This window comes from Spirulina sp. CS-785/01 (assembly GCF_028330525.1).
Taxonomy (GTDB): Bacteria; Cyanobacteriota; Cyanobacteriia; order Cyanobacteriales; family Spirulinaceae; genus JAQMSD01.
Map to the genome: position 1 here is coordinate 1 of NZ_JAQMSD010000114.1, position 15,832 is coordinate 15,832.

13 protein-coding genes and 2 pseudogenes are annotated in these 15,832 nt (G+C 45.9%); 8 read left to right on the plus strand and 7 right to left on the minus strand.

Going from position 1 to position 15,832, the window contains the following annotated elements; translation table 11 throughout:
* Nucleotides 1-484, plus strand: a pseudogene (locus PN462_RS06780) (Uma2 family endonuclease); the annotation flags it as partial.
* A gap of 88 nt (nt 485-572) precedes the next feature.
* Nucleotides 573-2,318: a sugar phosphorylase gene (locus tag PN462_RS06785; protein WP_272127282.1), complete on the plus strand. Its 1,746-nt coding sequence runs from the start codon at nt 573-575 to the stop codon at nt 2,316-2,318.
* A gap of 126 nt (nt 2,319-2,444) precedes the next feature.
* Here the strand turns inward: PN462_RS06785 and PN462_RS06790 are convergent, their stop codons facing one another.
* Nucleotides 2,445-2,885 carry a hypothetical protein gene (locus PN462_RS06790; protein ID WP_272127283.1) on the minus strand — a complete coding sequence of 147 codons (441 nt, stop codon included), beginning with the start codon at nt 2,883-2,885 and terminating at the stop codon, nt 2,445-2,447.
* A 147-nt stretch (nt 2,886-3,032) separates the two neighbouring features.
* On the opposite strand from PN462_RS06790, the gene PN462_RS06795 reads away from it, so the two are divergent.
* On the plus strand, nt 3,033-3,614 hold the full coding sequence (locus tag PN462_RS06795) for a thioredoxin family protein (protein WP_443029089.1): 582 nt from the start codon (nt 3,033-3,035) through the stop codon (nt 3,612-3,614).
* Here the strand turns inward: PN462_RS06795 and dndE are convergent.
* The 3 genes from dndE to dndD all read right to left on the minus strand — a co-directional run bounded on the left by dndE (nt 3,602) and on the right by dndD (nt 7,147).
* Nucleotides 3,602-4,003 carry a DNA sulfur modification protein DndE gene (gene dndE / locus PN462_RS06800; RefSeq protein ID WP_272127285.1) on the minus strand — a complete coding sequence of 134 codons (402 nt, stop codon included), beginning with the start codon at nt 4,001-4,003 and terminating at the stop codon, nt 3,602-3,604. The two genes, PN462_RS06795 and dndE, sit on opposite strands and share 13 nt — an antisense overlap.
* Before the next feature lie 575 nt (nt 4,004-4,578).
* A complete protein-coding gene (locus tag PN462_RS06805; RefSeq protein WP_272127287.1) occupies nt 4,579-5,103 on the minus strand; it encodes a DUF4168 domain-containing protein in 525 nt (174 codons plus the stop codon).
* A gap of 49 nt (nt 5,104-5,152) precedes the next feature.
* Nucleotides 5,153-7,147, minus strand: a complete 1,995-nt coding sequence (dndD, locus tag PN462_RS06810; RefSeq protein WP_272127288.1) for a DNA sulfur modification protein DndD — start codon at nt 7,145-7,147, stop codon at nt 5,153-5,155.
* A gap of 160 nt (nt 7,148-7,307) precedes the next feature.
* Here dndD and PN462_RS06815 point away from each other — a divergent pair, with 160 nt between their 5' ends.
* The 4 genes from PN462_RS06815 (at nt 7,308) to PN462_RS06830 (ending at nt 12,447) form a co-directional block, all read left to right on the plus strand.
* Nucleotides 7,308-7,865: a trehalase-like domain-containing protein gene (locus PN462_RS06815; protein WP_272127294.1), complete on the plus strand. Its 558-nt coding sequence runs from the start codon at nt 7,308-7,310 to the stop codon at nt 7,863-7,865.
* A gap of 329 nt (nt 7,866-8,194) precedes the next feature.
* The gene (locus tag PN462_RS06820; RefSeq protein ID WP_272127289.1) at nt 8,195-10,024 is read left to right on the plus strand and encodes a VWA domain-containing protein; all 1,830 of its coding nucleotides are present in this window, start codon (nt 8,195-8,197) and stop codon (nt 10,022-10,024) included.
* Nucleotides 10,025-10,251: 227 nt separating this feature from the next.
* Nucleotides 10,252-11,862 carry an alpha/beta hydrolase gene (locus tag PN462_RS06825; protein ID WP_272127290.1) on the plus strand — a complete coding sequence of 537 codons (1,611 nt, stop codon included), beginning with the start codon at nt 10,252-10,254 and terminating at the stop codon, nt 11,860-11,862.
* A gap of 213 nt (nt 11,863-12,075) precedes the next feature.
* Nucleotides 12,076-12,447, plus strand: a complete 372-nt coding sequence (locus tag PN462_RS06830) for a hypothetical protein (RefSeq protein WP_272127291.1) — start codon at nt 12,076-12,078, stop codon at nt 12,445-12,447.
* Nucleotides 12,448-12,499: 52 nt separating this feature from the next.
* Here PN462_RS06830 and PN462_RS06835 read toward each other — a convergent pair whose 3' ends face one another.
* Nucleotides 12,500-13,903, minus strand: coding sequence for a ferredoxin:protochlorophyllide reductase (ATP-dependent) subunit N (locus PN462_RS06835; RefSeq protein ID WP_272127292.1), 1,404 nt, complete (start codon nt 13,901-13,903; stop codon nt 12,500-12,502).
* A gap of 95 nt (nt 13,904-13,998) precedes the next feature.
* Nucleotides 13,999-14,871, minus strand: a complete 873-nt coding sequence (gene bchL, locus PN462_RS06840; RefSeq protein ID WP_272127295.1) for a ferredoxin:protochlorophyllide reductase (ATP-dependent) iron-sulfur ATP-binding protein — start codon at nt 14,869-14,871, stop codon at nt 13,999-14,001.
* A 345-nt stretch (nt 14,872-15,216) separates the two neighbouring features.
* Here bchL and PN462_RS06845 point away from each other — a divergent pair, with 345 nt between their 5' ends.
* Nucleotides 15,217-15,411: a hypothetical protein gene (locus tag PN462_RS06845; protein ID WP_272127293.1), complete on the plus strand. Its 195-nt coding sequence runs from the start codon at nt 15,217-15,219 to the stop codon at nt 15,409-15,411.
* A 137-nt stretch (nt 15,412-15,548) separates the two neighbouring features.
* Here PN462_RS06845 and PN462_RS06850 read toward each other — a convergent pair.
* Nucleotides 15,549-15,832: pseudogene (locus PN462_RS06850) on the minus strand (Uma2 family endonuclease); the annotation flags it as partial.

The following is a 15,832-nucleotide window of genomic DNA, read 5'->3' on the forward strand; positions in this document are numbered from 1 at the left end:
AAAAAAAGACATTTATGAGGGCATCTTTCGCACCCCTGACTATTTTATTTTTAATCCCTTTGACCCCAATTCCCTAGAAGGTTGGCATCTCCACCTCAACCAAGGTTATCAGGAACTGACACCCAATGAACAGGGTTGGTTGTGGTGTGAGAGTTTGGGGTTATGGGTGGGGACATGGCAAGGGACAATTTCCCGTGAAGAAGCGACTTGGGTGCGGTTTTACGATACTGAGGGGAACTTAGTGCTGTTACCTGATGAGGCTGCCCAACAACGAGCAGACACCGCAGAAGAACGGGCTAACGCAGCCCAACAAGCCGCAGAAGCTGCACAACAAGCCGTTGAGGTAGTACAGCAACAAGTCGAAACGATACAACAACAAGTTGAAGCCGCCCAACGGGCTGCAGAAACCGCCCAACAACGAGCAAACCGTCTGGCCGTCCGTTTACGGGAATTGGGAGAAAATCCCGATGATCTCGGAGAGTAGCGAAAACTGTCTAGAGATTGGGTTAACTCGATAAAATCACTTATAACCCGATTGCGGGGTGAAAAAGTCTTGCCTATTCTTGTCGAAGATGTCTAATTATCAAGAAATTTTTGCTATGCGAGTGCGATCGCTCGTTGAAACCCTTTATCCCGATCGCAATTCTGATCAAATCATAGAGCAACTGTTCACCCGTATTGCTCCCCATTGTGCTGCCTCCATCGAAGAAAATTTAGAAAAATGGAGTCAACACACTGTCATCCTGATCACCTACGGGGATTCTATCTATGATCCCACCCAACAACAAACCCCCCTCACCACCCTCCATCACTTTCTCCGCACCTATCTACGCCGTACCATCAGCGGAGTCCATATTTTACCCTTTTGTCCTTATAGTTCCGATGATGGGTTTGCCGTTATCGACTATTTACAGGTTAATCCCAACTTAGGAACATGGGAAGATATTAAAGCGATCGCGCAAGACTTTGATTTAATGGCCGATCTAGTCCTCAACCATGTTTCCAGCGAAAGTATCTGGTTTGAACAATTTAAAAATAATCAATCCCCCGGCAAAGACTACTTTATCACCGTTGACCCCGACACCGACATCTCCCAAGTGGTCCGGCCTCGCAGTGGTCCCCTCCTCATCCCCGTCACCACCACTGAGGGGGAAAAATACGTCTGGGCCACCTTCAGCGAAGATCAGATCGATCTTAACTTTGCCAACCCCCAAGTCCTCTTAGCCATTGTTGAAGTCCTCCTCTTTTATATGCAAACTGGGGCTAAATATATCCGTCTCGATGCCGTCGCTTACCTGTGGAAACAACTCGGCACACCTTGCATACACCTCCCCGAAACTCATGCAGCCATCCGCCTTCTACGGGAAATCCTACAAATGGTCGATCCCCAAGCGGCCATCATCACCGAAACCAATGTCCCCAACCGAGAGAATTTAAGCTATTTCGGCAACTGCAATGAAGCCCACCTCATTTATAACTTCTCCCTCCCTCCCCTGCTCATTCATGCCCTCTTAGAAGGCAGATCAGACTATCTCCGCACTTGGATGATGAGTATGCCTCCGGCCCCTAGGGGATGCGCGTATTTTAACTTTATCGCTTCCCACGACGGCATTGGCCTCCGACCTGCCGAGGGATTACTCTCCGTCGAGGAATTTTATCGACTGGTGAACACCCTGAAAGACTTTGGGGGAGAGATCAGCTATCGTCGCAACCCCAACGGGTCTGAAAGTCCCTACGAGGTGAATATCTCTCTTTTTGATGCTATGAAAGGGACTGTGAGAGGATTAGATCAATGGCAAATCGAACGGTTTATCTGTGCCAATACCCTAATGATGTCCTTAGAAGGAATCCCTGGCTTTTATATTCATACCTTCTTAGGGACCAAAAACGATCGTCGCGGACTGGAAGCAACGGGACGGAAACGGTCTATTAACCGCTACTGTTGGGATATAGAGAATTTAGAACAGCAATTAAATGATCCTGACTCCTCTCACCGTATTGTCTTTCATCGTTTATCCCAACTCTTAAAAATTCGTTGTCGTCAACCCGCCTTTCATCCCAACGCCACCCAATACACCTTACATCCCTTTAATCGGGTGTTATTCATGTTTTGGCGACAGAGTATGATGCGAGATCAGGGATTATTCTGTATTTTTAATTTAAGCGATCGCGCCCAAACTTTCCCCTTATCCAACCTCAATTTAACCCTAACCGACCAATGGAGTGATCTCATCAGTGGGCAAATTATCACTGATATTTACGAACCTTTCACCCTACAACCCTATCAGAGCGCGTGGATCACCAACAAAGTGTTTTAATGGTTGTTGGTTGTTGGTTCTTTGTGAAAAAGGGAAAAGGGAAAAGGGAACAGGGAATAGGGAATAGGGAACAGGGAATAGGGAATAGGGAATAGTAATTAATTATCCATTATCCATTACCCATTATCAATTACTAAGTTTTCTTAACAAGTTAGCTAATTGATGAGCGTCTCGTTCTTGGGCGAATAAATCAATGGGGTGTGAGGATAAGGATAAGCGACCGTTGGGGGTTTGACTCACCTTGGGGACGCTCACTCCTTGATAATCACAAATCTGTTTAGGAAACCAATCATTTCCGTAAACTTCTCGGAACGTATAACTACTTTGATTGACTTGAGAGGCCGTTACCTTGAACTGTTTGACCGCTTCTTCTAATTCCGCGGCCAGTTGGTTGATACGGGTGGCCTGTGCGTCGAGTTGGTGTAGGTGTAGGGCAAATTGATTATCGTGGGAGAGAGGGGTGAGTTGATGACGGGGGTGGGGGGTGTAGGAAGGAATGTGGGCGGCGGATGAACGCCCCCCAGGTAAACACACTAGATGTTTCGGTGTACGAGATGTGGAACTCATAGGGCTACTTTCGTTGATGATTAAATCATTTTAGTTCATTTGTATTTTCTGAGCAAGTTCTGGAAAGAATCCCCCTAAAGACGCTCCACTTCTCTGGGGGAGTGAGTCAAAATCTTGAAAGAGCAAACCCTATTCAAGGAGACGATTATGGCACGAGTGGCTTCTACGATGCTTTCCCTGGGGACAAAAGCCCCTGATTTTCAACTGCCGGATGTGGTGTCGGGTGATACCATTACGTTGGATACCTTTGCGGGGAAACAGGGACTGTTGGTGATGTTTATTTGTCGTCACTGTCCTTTTGTGCAGCACGTTCAAGAGCAGTTAGCGCAAATGGGCAAAGATTACGCCGATCAATCTTTGGGGATTGTAGCGATTTCGGCCAATAATGTGGACACCCATCCAGGGGATGCTCCAGATCAACTCAAGGAGATGGCGCAGGAGTTAGGGTTTAATTTCCCGTTTTGCTACGATGAGACCCAAGAGACAGCAAAGACTTACACCGCGGCCTGTACTCCGGATTTCTTTTTATTTGATAGCGATCGCAAGCTAGTCTATCGCGGCCAACTCGATGAGAGCCGACCGGGCAATGATACACCTGTAACCGGCCAAGACTTACGAGCAGCTATTGACGCAGTATTAGCCGGAAAACCCGTCAGCGACGACCAAAAACCCAGTATTGGCTGTAATATCAAATGGAAACCGGGCAACGAACCCCCTTATTTTGGTTGAGGGTGTTCGGGTAAAGCCAGTTGAACGAGATGCTCAATTTTTTTAAGGTTGGGGTCTCCGGCTAAATACCCAATCCCGCGATGAAGATGTAAACGGAACTGGTGGGCGAGGGTTTCTTTCTCGGTCCCCAGTCCATCGTTGTGACACCGTTGTTTCAGGGCAATGACCAGGATGTCGGAGAGTTCCCCCCCAAAGACACGCCAGGTTAATTCTACGTTACTATCGGCGGGGAGGGGGACGGGGGAGGGAACGGTGGGTTCAGCGAGAGACCGACAAAACCCCCAACGACAAAGGATATTCCACTGATCAATTTTGGTGTAACGTTTCAGTTTAATCAGTTGGTCTCTGGCGGTTTGGGAGAGTCTAAAGCGTTCTACGGGTGGGGTCATTGACAGTAACCAGTAAACAGTAACCAGTAAACAGTAACCAGTAAACAGTAACCAGTAAACAGTAACCAGTAAATAGTAACCAGTAAATAGTAACCAGTAAATAGTATCTGAGGGTAGAGGGCAGAAGGAAGGATGAAGGTAGATGGCAGAGGGCAGTGGTTTGCGCTCTGCGTACACTGCGTGAAGGACAGGCTCACTAACTAGGACGGAAGAAGGGCGGAAGTTGGCCTGAGTAGAAGGTTAGAAAGTAATTATCATAAGGCTTTCAGTCTATTTTAAGCGATTTTAGTGTCAGTGGGAGTAATCAGGGATGATTTTAAAATTTTGCAGGTTAAATGTTTGATTGCGTTTTCAGTAAACCCAACCTGCGGGCTGATGACCCGGTTGAAAATATTTTGTTTTTATTTGGAACTATAATTATTATAACATACTTTACCCAAAAATGATTCAACTATGACAGCAATACAGAAAGAGATAGAAAGAGATAGAAAGAGATAGAAAGAGATAGAAAGAGATAGAAAGAGATAGAAAGAGATAGAAAGAGACAGGATGGAGTTATCCTGCCTCAAGATCAGTTAGTTTTCAGGGGTTTCGGGGATGCGGTCTTGGATCATGTTTTTCACTTCTTCTTGTAACGCTTGGTCTTCTCGGACGGCGGTGAGAAGTTCGCTAAAGCGTTGGGGGTCTAAGCCTTGAGACCGGACGGCCTGCTGCATTTCGTTACGAGTATTTTCTCGTAAAGACTGAATTTGTTGGGCTGCTTGTTCAAAACTGGTTTCCTCCTCGGAGGTTAGGGGAGGAGTGGGTTCAGTTTGGCTTTGGTAGGCTTCTGCGATATCGCCAAAGCGTTGAGGTTCAAACCCTGCGTCTTGGACAATTTCGACAATTTCTTGGCGGGTATCTCGTTCAATATTAACGACACTGATCCACGCATCTGCAAATTTTTCTAATTCTTGGTCACTAATATTCTCAACTTGTTTAACTTCGGCGGCCAGGGCCGTTGGGTTGGGAAGGATGGCCGCGTGTTGAAACCAAGGCAGTTGACTGCCTAGGAATAACGCAAAGGTGGCACTGATTGTCCAAAAGAGTTTATGCAGCATGGGATTTTTTCTCTCTGTTAACCGCTTATACCTTAACGCGGTTTCGGGTTCAAGACCAAAAATAACCGGGTTCTATGGTGGTTTGTTGTTGCTTGGGGTCGTATTTTAGCCGATATTCTTGGGCGATCGCATCTTGCTCTCGTAACTGTGCCAACTCCCGTTGGCCGATCTCGGTATCCGTGGACAAAAGAATCACCTGAGAAGACGCAGAAGGAAAATACCGTTCCACCAAATTATGACGATGAGAGGAGTCGAGACGGCCCAAGGGAGTATCAATAGCAATGGGGAGATGGCGGCCAGACACCCGCGCTAGTCCCCAGAGGAAAGCAATAGCCAAAAGCTGCTTTTCCCCTGCCGAGAGGCGATGTTTCGGGACAGGTTGACCCTGATTATTATACAGAGACAGACTAAAATCCCCGGTAGCGATCGCCACTCGATGGACTAAATCAGATTTATGTAACAAATAGCGGAAACATTCCGTCACCTCGATCTCCAATTTATTCAGTTTTTTCAGCGTCAGTCGTTCCCGAAACAGCTTTAACGTTTCTTGCACCTTGGCCGCCGATTCAATGAGATGTTCCTTATTACGGCGGTCAATGCTACCTTGGCCATAATTCGCCAATTCCTTGCGCACCTCTGCCAATTGGGTATCGAGAGTCGTATAGCGACGCTGTTGAGTTTCCCAGTCCGTTTGTAGGCGAACCAGTTCACTTTGGGCGGTTTCCATCGCCGTTTTTAACTCATCATAAACTTCAGGAGAAGCCGCCGTTTGTAGTTGTTCGTCGAGGGAGTCGAGAGCATCTTCAATAGAAGTAATTTGCTGATACACCTCCCTTGTTTTTTCAACTTGGCTAGGTAAACGACCTTGTAAGATAGTATTGAGATGGTTCAGCGTTTCCGAGTCAACTCCTAAACTATTGGCAACCGTAGGATCAATCCCCGCCTCTAAGTCTTGGTTTTCCTGTTGTAAAAAATCTTGAATGTGGGTCAATTGCTCCGAAGACAAAGCCAAATCTTGGAGATAACTTAAAAGACGAGTATCGCGTTCTTGAATAACCTCCTTAGCCACAATAGCTTTAGACTGTTTTAACTCTCGTTTCCCTTGTTCTGCCGCTTCTTGTAACAGGGGATTAATTAGTTGTAAAGGTAACGTCCCTGCGGCAATTTGAGCCAATTTTTCCCGTTCTTGCTCTAACGCTCTTTCTTGACTTTTCTTATTTTGATCTAATTGAGAGCGTTGGGAGGCAATTGCCCCTCCTTCTGTGAGAAACTTATTCTGATGATGGTCAAAATTCTTTTGTGCTTTTTTGACCTTCTTTTCTAACTCCCTTACCACTAAAGCGACCTGATCTCGTTCCTTTTGAAGATAGGCAATTTTGTCCTCTAGTTCCTCTAATTCTTTACGTTGTTTTTGGTCAGCAATTTCCTTGCGTTTCCGAGCCATTAAAATATCTAAATCCGCCGATAACCGTTCCGCTAACTCCAGTCCTAACAAAGATTCAATAGCCTCTCGAACTTGTAACGGGGGAGCTTCTTGTTCTGCTAACTCCTTCACTTGTTCCCCATCAAAGAGAAATAAATTAGAAATCCCCAAAGGTAAAATATATTCAACTCGCTCATCCCAAGTTTTAGTAATAGTTTCATCTAACCATTGGTCAGTAATCACCTCTAAAGTATCCTTAGTTTCCTTAACATTTTTGGGGTCTTTTGTCCAGCGACGGCGAACCCGAAAGATCACATTTTGATTATCTTTGACATGAGAAAAAGCCAATTCAACTAAAGTTTCCTCTAAGCCGTTAGTTTGATGATTAATACATTGATTGAGAAACTCCCCATAACTTAAATTGCCTCTAGTTGAACATTGCGCTCGTTGTCCATAAAACACGAGGCGAATGGCATCCATGAGGGTAGTTTTGCCCCCACCATTCATTCCTCCTAATAGAATAATCGGGCGAGGTTCTCCCGCTTTTTCTGGCGATAAATTCACCACTTGGCGGCCTTTATAGGGGCCAAAATTTTGTAGGATCAGTTCTTTAAATATCATTTGGTTCAGAGAGTAGCAAGGAGGGAAGAAACCGTGAACAACACAACACCGCAAGGGGGGGGGGAATAAGCGGGGGAAGCGGAGTCTAGACCCCAAACGGGGCAAAAGCGTACAATGGAAAGGTCGTTGCAATAAATCCTTCATAACTTCCTACCAGCCTATCGAGAATTATGGCATTATCGGCAATATGTACACAACCGCCTTGGTAGGATTAAATGGGTCGATTGACTGGTTTTGTTATCCGCACCATGATTCTCCTAGCGTTTTTGCGGCGATGCTTGATCAGGAAAAGGGGGGTCATTTTCAGATTGAACCGAGGGCTGAAACCGTTAACTCACAGCAGTTTTACTGGCCTGAGACCAATATATTAGTCACTCGTTTTTTGTGCGACTGTGGGTTTGCCGAAATTATTGACTTTATGCCCGTAGGGTTGTCTCAAGAGGAGAGGGGATATCATTGGTTAGTGCGTAAAGTGCGGGTCATTGGGGGCAATATGCCGTTTCGCTTAGAATGCCGTCCCGCCTTTAATTATGGCTTAGAAGCCCATCGGGTTGAACTGGACTGTCATGGGGCAATTTTGCGATCGCCGCACCTCAATCTTGCCTTGGTGTCAGAAATGCCCCTCGACAACGATGCCCAAACCCTATGGACTAAGTTTACCCATTTAGCCTTAATTAGTGCTGCGTGGAATCTCAATCAAGCCCTTGAGACTCGCTAAAGGAAAGAGGAGCTTTAATATAGCAGTAAACAGTAAACAGTAAACAGTAATAAGCCTTGACTTGTGAAGTTTTCCAGCATTGGCTATGCTCAAACCGATCCCTGTAATGCTAGAGACAAAACTCCCCCCTTTGTGTCCTTTGTGTCTTTGTGGTTCAACCCAACCCCTTCAACCCCAGAGAAGCAACCAGAAAAAGCCTTAAAAGGCTGACGACAAACCTTTGTATCCTTTGTGTCTTTGTGGTTCAAAACACCCTTGACACCTTCATCAAGACTTGTTACGACAGGGATAGATTCCGCAACAATAGTCTTAACTCATCCCAACCCCCTATGAAAGCGAGTTACACCTTCTCTCAATGTCCCATTCCCGTTAACACAGCCACAACCACCGACTTAATCTTACGGTTTCAGGAGGAAAGCAAAACCAGCAGTCGTCGTCCTCTGAACTTGTGTGTCGTCTTGGACCGGTCTGGGTCTATGAGTGGGAAACCGCTACGGTTTGCTATTCAAGCGGCCCAAAAATTAGTGGACTTCCTCACCCCCGACGATTACTTCTCCCTCGTCATCTATGATGATCAAGTAGAAACCCTCCTCTTACCCCAATTAGCGAGTGATCCGGCTGCCATTCGCTCTAAAATAGGTAAAATCCGGGCCCGAGGCTTGACCAATTTAAGTGGGGGATGGTTGCAAGGATGCGCCCATGTGCAGTCAAATTTTAGCAGCGATCGCTTGAATCGTGTTATCCTCCTCACCGATGGGTTAGCCAACGTCGGGACTACCAAACCCAAAACCCTCGTCAACACGGCCAGAGATCAAGCGGAAAACGGCATCATCACCACCACATTAGGCTTTGGGGATAACTTCAACGAAGACTTATTGATCGATATGGCCGATGCAGCCGGAGGCAATTTTTATTATATTCAATCCCCCGAAGATGCCCTAGATGTATTCCGCATTGAAATGGAGAGTTTAGTGTCGGTAGTGGCCCAAAATTTAACCGTCACCCTCACTCCAGAAACCGGGGTGAGAATTACTGATATTTTAAACAACTATCGCCGCATCACCGAGGGAGACCGTTTTACGGTGTTTTTAGGCGATGTTTATGGCGGAGAGGGAAAACCCCTTGCGGTGGGGGTATCCCTGCCAGAATACGCAAAAACGGGGGAACAGAAGCTACTTTCTGTGACCTATCAATATCAAAGTGTAGAGGAGTCCTCAAAAGGGGGAGTCATTCAACAGCGTAGGGAAGACTTAACGGTGACATTGCCTGTTGCGACACCGGAAGACTGTCCCACAGACCCCGATTACCGTATTTTAGAACGGACTAGCCAATTACGCATGGCTAAGGCGAAAGAGGAGGCGGTATCGTTAGCGGATAAGGGGGACTATAAACAAGCGTCGGAGAAGTTACGGGAGGCCATTGCAGCGTTACAACAGAAGGTGATCGAAACCTCCTTTACAGTAGCCGAAGAAATTGCTCAATTAGAGCATTATGCAGAGACCTTAACCCAACAACGGTTTAATCCCACTGTTCGCAAAGAAATGCGGGATCAGTCTTATCAGAGTTTAAACCGCGATCGCGCCGATTTACAATTAAGAGGTGCTGCTGGGTCTGCCAGTAGTCTAGAAGCCATTTCCGACCCCCAAGACAGAGTATTACTCAAATGTGAGAAAATCGGCGGCAAACTGCGAATTCGGGTCATTTCCGACGGTTACAACTCTGATCTCAACGTCCAATTCCCCCGTAGTATCCGCGAAAATGGTGTAACTTACGTTGCAGATAAAGTAGAATTAGTCCCCAGTGGTAATTATTACCGGGCCGTAGGCAAAATTCGCCGTTTAGTCAAACCTGGAGAAGAACACGCTGGGAGTCCTACCCCCAGTAAACCGCAAAACCTGAAATCCGCCAAAGTCCAAGGAACAATTAACGACCTAGAAACCACCGACACGGTAGGAGATGGCGTTTTAGTCCAATGTCTAAAAGATGGGAAAAAACTGCGGGTGCGAGTCGTGTCTGATGGTTACGACCCTGATTATAATATGCGCTTCCCTCGCAGTATTCGAGAGGAGGGGGAAATGTATGTAGTGGACGGAGTAAAAGAAGCATCGGGAGGCAATTCTTATATTGCATTAGGGAAAATTCGTCGTTTTGTACAGTGAACCTTGGGTTAAAACCCAAGGCTCAGAGCCAAAACCCGTTAAAACGGGTTAAAGTTAATATTCGAGTCTAGAACCCGCAATCTTCATTCTCGTAGGGGTGCAATGCTTGCACCCTGACCATTTTAGAGAGAGAATGAAGAATCCACGTCCTTCTAGGGCGTGGAGTGTCAATGTACAGTGATATGAGTGGGGAATAAAAATAATTAGAAGTTTATCCGGTTCAACCCATGATTCGTCAACGTCCGTTGTCTCAAAATTTAGGTTTCTGGTTGGGACTGGTTTTGCTCAGTTTTGGGTTAATGTTCCATTGGGTTTCTCGTCCCCATCTTCCCCACAGCGAGATCATTCAAGTGTCTCGGACTGCTGAAAAAACGCTTATGGGTCGTCTCTATGTGCCTGTGGCGACGGAGACTCCTTATCCTACTATAATGTTATGGCATGGGGTGAGTTCGACCAAGGAAACTTTAACCCCATTAGCCCTAGAATTAGCGCGTCATGGGGTGGCGGTTCTGACCTTTGATGCAGGGGGGTTTGGGGAGTCTTATGCGCGGCCTTTTGATGATGGGGAAAATTTAGTGGATGGGAGACTTGTGGCCCGTTATGTTTATGAGCATCCAGAACGGTTTGATGGGGAGAAGGTTGGGGTGGGGGGTCATTCGATGGGGGGTGCAATGGCGATTTTGTTGGCGAATGAGGATGATAGGATTAAGCTGGCGATCGCGCTAGGAATGACTGCTGATATCAACCGTATTATCCCCCCTAATCTCTTAATGGGTATTGGGGTGTATGATCAGCTTCACCCCCCTCAAGCTCTACGGTCTATGTTACAACAGGGAACAGGACAACCGCCCCAATCCTTGCAACAATACGGCACTTTTGAACAAGGAAATGCTCGCCAATTAGTGATTTCTCCAACGTCGGATCATTTAATTGAACCCTTTGATCCCACTTTGGTTCAAGCAACGGTGCGTTGGGTTCAAGAGGGGTTTAAGCTACAAACCCCATCCCAGGGATTAATTTTACCCCAATTCATGGTCAGTCCCGTTTTAATCTTGCTAGGCAGTCTCCTCAGTGTGAGTTATGGGGTACGGGGAAACCGGACGCTTTGCAAGCATCGACGTTGGGTGGGGATGAGCTTAGTTTTACTGACTTTACTGGTACTGGGTTTGGGGATGAGGGGATATATTCCGCCAATTTTTACGACTGATCTAATTTTATTACTGGCGATCGCCATTCCCATCACCGATTATGCCCTCACCTCCCCCAAACAACTCACCGCCTTTTGGCGCATTACGGGACTCTACGCCATTGTACTGCTCTTGGCCTATAGTCTCGCCGCCCTTCTCCCTCAAATTCCGGAATTAATCGCTCATCCTAGCGTCCTGCTGCATTTCCCACAATTCCTCAGCCAACTCCCCATCGCACTGTTTTATTCCCGAATGCAGGAAGTACGAGCATTATTTTTTTCACTGTATAGCGAGGTGGTGATTCCTCGTTGGACGCTGTTTGTCGTCCTCCTCCCCGAATTCATTAAACCCGGTATTTTGTTAAGGAGTTTAACCCAAGGGGCCATTTGGGTTGCTCGTTGGTTACGGCAACCGTTACATTTCCAGTGGCACGAATGTCCCTCTCGTCGTTCTCTCGCGCTTTTAGGGGGTTTAGTGATTGTGTTAGGAATTGTCCTGTATCCCCAAGTCCAAGGGGGACTGTTCACCCTAGAAACCCTAGGGCCTGCCGTAACGATTTTACTTCAGATGGGACTGTTGCCGGGGGTTTTGGTTGTGGGAATGTTGCGATCGCGCCTCCTACAAAACCTCGAAACCCGCTTACAGCGATAAGTCTGCCATTCACCCATCAACTAATTTAATTTATGAAAAATATATTAAACCGATAGCAAACCAAAATGATTAATGAACAAGAAAAGCAAGTTTTATCTGATTTAGTTAAAATAGTTGATAGATTGAATGTACCATTACTCTTAGTCGGTGCAGGAGCTAGACTACTCATCTTTGATCAGCAATTTGGAGAAGGGAGAGGAACAAAAGATTGGGATGTTGCGCTATCAATCCTTTATCGTTCTCAAACTATTTGCTTGGGGAGATCGGGGTGAGCGAGTTAATAAAGATTTAGAGGATTTAGAGTTTGTCTTGTCTCACTATGAAGATGACGAACGCGCTTATGATGAACTAGCTGAAAAACTAGCCAATGGTGGTATTGAGCTTCTGGATGCTAGCATTTATTTACTAGGACAAGATATTTATAAAATTCTTCAGGAGAAGACACGCTTTGCGCTAAATGAAATCTTAAATCAGTTAATTGCTCGATTAGAGCATGAACCACCCTCTTTAGGATATCAGTTACGAATTTTACAGCGAGGAATCAACTCTCTTTCCTCCCAAACTAACAAAAAAGGTGAGTCGTAACTCACCTTAATTTCAGTAACTCTAAACTAGCAGGAGAACACTCAAAACTTAATTAAACCTTGGCTTCTTCTTGAACCAACTTATCCCAACCTAACCCTTTTAAATTATTGTTGCGGCGGATAGGACGGGTGACTAATTCCAGAATATCACGGGCATTGGTGAAACCGTGGATTTGAGCAAAGGTAAACTCAACGGACCACTTCGTATTAATTCCCCGTGCTTCTAAGGGGTTCGCGTGGGCCATTCCGGTAATCACTAAATCAGGTTGTAATTCATTAATGCGTTGCACTTGATTATAATTATCCGGTTTTTCGATAATTCTCGGTAACGAAACCCCCATATCTTGGCAAGTCTGTTCTAAAAGATTCAATTCCGCTTTCTGATAGCGTTTATCCATGTAAGGGATGCCAATTTCTGGGACCGTCATCCCGCAACGGATGAGGAAACGGGCCAAGGACACTTCTAAGAGATTATCCCCCATGAAAAAGACCGACTTACCGCGAATGAGTTGGAGATAGTCTTCCATGCTTTCCCAAATTTGGGCTTCCCGTTCGTCCAGTCCTTGGGGTTCAATGCCAAACACCGAGCAAATTTTCTCCACCCAGGCCCGTGTTCCATCGGGACCGATAGGGAAAGGTGCGCCAATAAGTTTACATTTGCGACGACGCATTAAGTTGGTGGCCGTCCGGGAGAGGAAGGGGTTTACCCCGGCCACATAATACCCTTCATCAATAACAGGCAACTCCGTGTAACGCTTGGAGGGAAGCCAACCGGAGACTTGAACCCCTTGTTTTTTCAATTCGAGGGAGAGGTTGGTGGCCACGGGGTCTGGGAGTGACCCAAAGAGGACGAGGGGGGGATGATCTTTGTATTCAGACGCTTGGGGTTTGTCGTTGTCGGAGTTGCGTCCAAAGCTGAGGAGTTTTTGGATAGCGTTGGGGTCTTCTTTCTGTTCGCTTTTCACGTCTTTGGGTTTGGGACACCGTTGGGCCATAGCTGCGAGGACGGTATCTTCCCCTTGGGTGAAAGCGTAGTCTAACCCGTTAGCACGAGCAACGACAATAGGAATGCCGATTTCTGCCTCTAATTTCGGCGCAATCCCTTCTAAGTCCATTTTAATGATTTCGGTGGTGCAAGTGCCGATCCAAACGATAACACTAGGATTGCGATCGCGTTTAATTTGCAAACATAACCGCTTCAACTCATCATAATCATTCAGCTTGGCTGAAATATCCCCCTCCTCTAACTCTGCCATAGCATAACGAGGTTCAGCAAAAATCATCACCCCCATAGCATTCTGTAGGAAATACCCACAAGTCTTCGTCCCCACCACAAGGAAAAAACTATCCTCAATTTTCTGATACAGCCAAGCGACACAACTAATGGGACAAAAGGTATGATAATTCCCAGTTTCGCATTCAAAATTTAAAGCCGGAGCATCTTTTGCAACAGTCATTTTCAGTAAACAGTAATCAGTAAACAGTAATCAGCGTCCTAAGTTAGGAGCATGGGGAGAGAGAGAAGAACAAAGAACAAGCAACAAATATTGACCTAAACCATCATCAAATCCATTTCTTCATCTGCGGTGACAGGTTGCGCTTTGCCTTCGGCGGGATTCAGGTAATAATCGGAGAGTAAGCTGAATAAATCCCGGTCTTGCGCTTCACTAGGCACCACCCCTTCCGGTAGAGACAATAATTGATCAGCAATATTGAGATAATAGTCGCAAACAAACGCCAAATCCGGGTCTTTCTCCGTCATTTCAAACAGCGTTTGTCCCTTCACACGGGAAACGCGGATATCTTCAATGAGAGGAAGAATCTCTAAAACAGGCATAGGGACTGCTTCAATATATTTATTGATTAAATCCCGTTTAGAAGTCCGGTTGCCAATGAGTCCTGCTAACCGTAAGGGGTGAGTCCGGGATTTTTCTCGCACCGATGCAGCGATGCGGTTGGCCGCAAACAGCGCGTCAAACCCATTATCCGTAACAATCATACAATAGTCCGCATAGTTCAACGGAGCAGCAAACCCACCACAAACTACGTCCCCTAGGACATCAAAGAGAATGACATCATATTCATCAAACGCATTTAATTCTTTAAGGAGTTTCACGGTTTCGCCAACCACATAACCCCCACAACCTGCACCCGCAGGAGGGCCACCCGCTTCTACACAGTCCACCCCTGCATACCCTTTATAAATCACATCTTCGGGCCAAATATCTTCGTAGTGAAAGTCTTTCTCTTGCAGGGTGTCGATAATGGTGGGGATTAAAAACCCAGTCAGGGTGAAGGTACTGTCATGCTTGGGATCACAGCCAATTTGTAAGACTTTTTTACCCCGTTTCGCTAAAGCAACAGAGATATTACAGCTTGTGGTAGATTTCCCAATCCCACCTTTTCCATATACAGCTAATCTCATACTCATAGGTCTATCCTCGGTTAACGGCTAAAGATTTTTTATAGAAGTGCGTTTTCTTCACTGATTGCAATTATTAACGAACCATCGGGGGTTGAAAAGGGGGGGCAATGGAGAGAGTGGAGTTTAAGGAAGGGTGAGATATTTTATAAAAAATTATTTCTCTGTTTTTGAGCAGTGAGCGATTCTGATGCTCATTTCAGCCTTAAATTCTTATTTTGTGCATTTTTTAAATATAAACCGTGACAAAATACAAAAAAATTGAGGACAGGGGTGCAATGGGAGTCCTTCCTGTTCCCCAAAGACCTGTGAGACAATAGAAACGGTAATCTCACCCCAAACAAACCGATGAGTCCTTCTCCCCAGTCCGAACAACTCAGCACTTACTTATTTTTCACCATTCTCGCAGTAACGATATTGGTCTATCTCCTGCGTGGACTGGCAATTCTCAGCTTTTTACCGGGGGGAGTAATCTGGATTTTAATCTTGCTCTCCATTGGCACAGGAATCTTCTATATTGTGGAAAAAAGCCGTCGTTTTTAAGAAAACGGGAGACGGGAAAAAAAATCATCAACTTTTATTACAGTTTCTCGAAACTCCCTCTGAGGGGTGCTTTTCAGCAATTATTCCTAAAGCAAATCTTAAATCGGGTATGCTGAGAGAGGGAGTTGCGGGTGAGGTTATATAGAGTCGGGGTCGATGCCTAGTTGTTGTAAGCGAACGCGCAATTGTTGTACAGTAGCCTCAGCATTATCTGCCCGTTGTCGTTCTTGTTCTGCCCGTTGTCGTTCTTGTTCTGCCCGTTGTCGTTCTTGTTCTGCTTGTTCACTAGGAGTCGGAATCCAGTTATCCTCAGCATCATAAAACCGCAACCATAACCCCTCCACTCCCTCATAACTCCCTTGCCATAATCCTAACCCTAATCCCAATTCCTCTAACCATAACCCCTCTGACACCTCTAACG

Excerpts from the sequence above, each read along its gene's own strand:
- PN462_RS06825 (WP_272127290.1), top strand. The coding sequence starts at position 10,252 with ATGATTCGTCAACGTCCGTTGTCTCAAAATTTAGGTTTCTGGTTGGGA.
- dndD (WP_272127288.1), bottom strand. The coding sequence starts at position 7,147 with ATGATATTTAAAGAACTGATCCTACAAAATTTTGGCCCCTATAAAGGC.
- PN462_RS06835 (WP_272127292.1), bottom strand. The coding sequence starts at position 13,903 with ATGACTGTTGCAAAAGATGCTCCGGCTTTAAATTTTGAATGCGAAACT.
- PN462_RS06795 (WP_443029089.1), top strand. The coding sequence starts at position 3,033 with ATGGCACGAGTGGCTTCTACGATGCTTTCCCTGGGGACAAAAGCCCCT.
- dndE (WP_272127285.1), bottom strand. The coding sequence starts at position 4,003 with ATGACCCCACCCGTAGAACGCTTTAGACTCTCCCAAACCGCCAGAGAC.
- PN462_RS06820 (WP_272127289.1), top strand. The coding sequence starts at position 8,195 with ATGAAAGCGAGTTACACCTTCTCTCAATGTCCCATTCCCGTTAACACA.
- PN462_RS06790 (WP_272127283.1), bottom strand. The coding sequence starts at position 2,885 with ATGAGTTCCACATCTCGTACACCGAAACATCTAGTGTGTTTACCTGGG.
- bchL (WP_272127295.1), bottom strand. The coding sequence starts at position 14,871 with ATGAGATTAGCTGTATATGGAAAAGGTGGGATTGGGAAATCTACCACA.
- PN462_RS06805 (WP_272127287.1), bottom strand. The coding sequence starts at position 5,103 with ATGCTGCATAAACTCTTTTGGACAATCAGTGCCACCTTTGCGTTATTC.
- PN462_RS06845 (WP_272127293.1), top strand. The coding sequence starts at position 15,217 with ATGAGTCCTTCTCCCCAGTCCGAACAACTCAGCACTTACTTATTTTTC.
- PN462_RS06830 (WP_272127291.1), top strand. The coding sequence starts at position 12,076 with ATGTTGCGCTATCAATCCTTTATCGTTCTCAAACTATTTGCTTGGGGA.
- PN462_RS06785 (WP_272127282.1), top strand. The coding sequence starts at position 573 with ATGTCTAATTATCAAGAAATTTTTGCTATGCGAGTGCGATCGCTCGTT.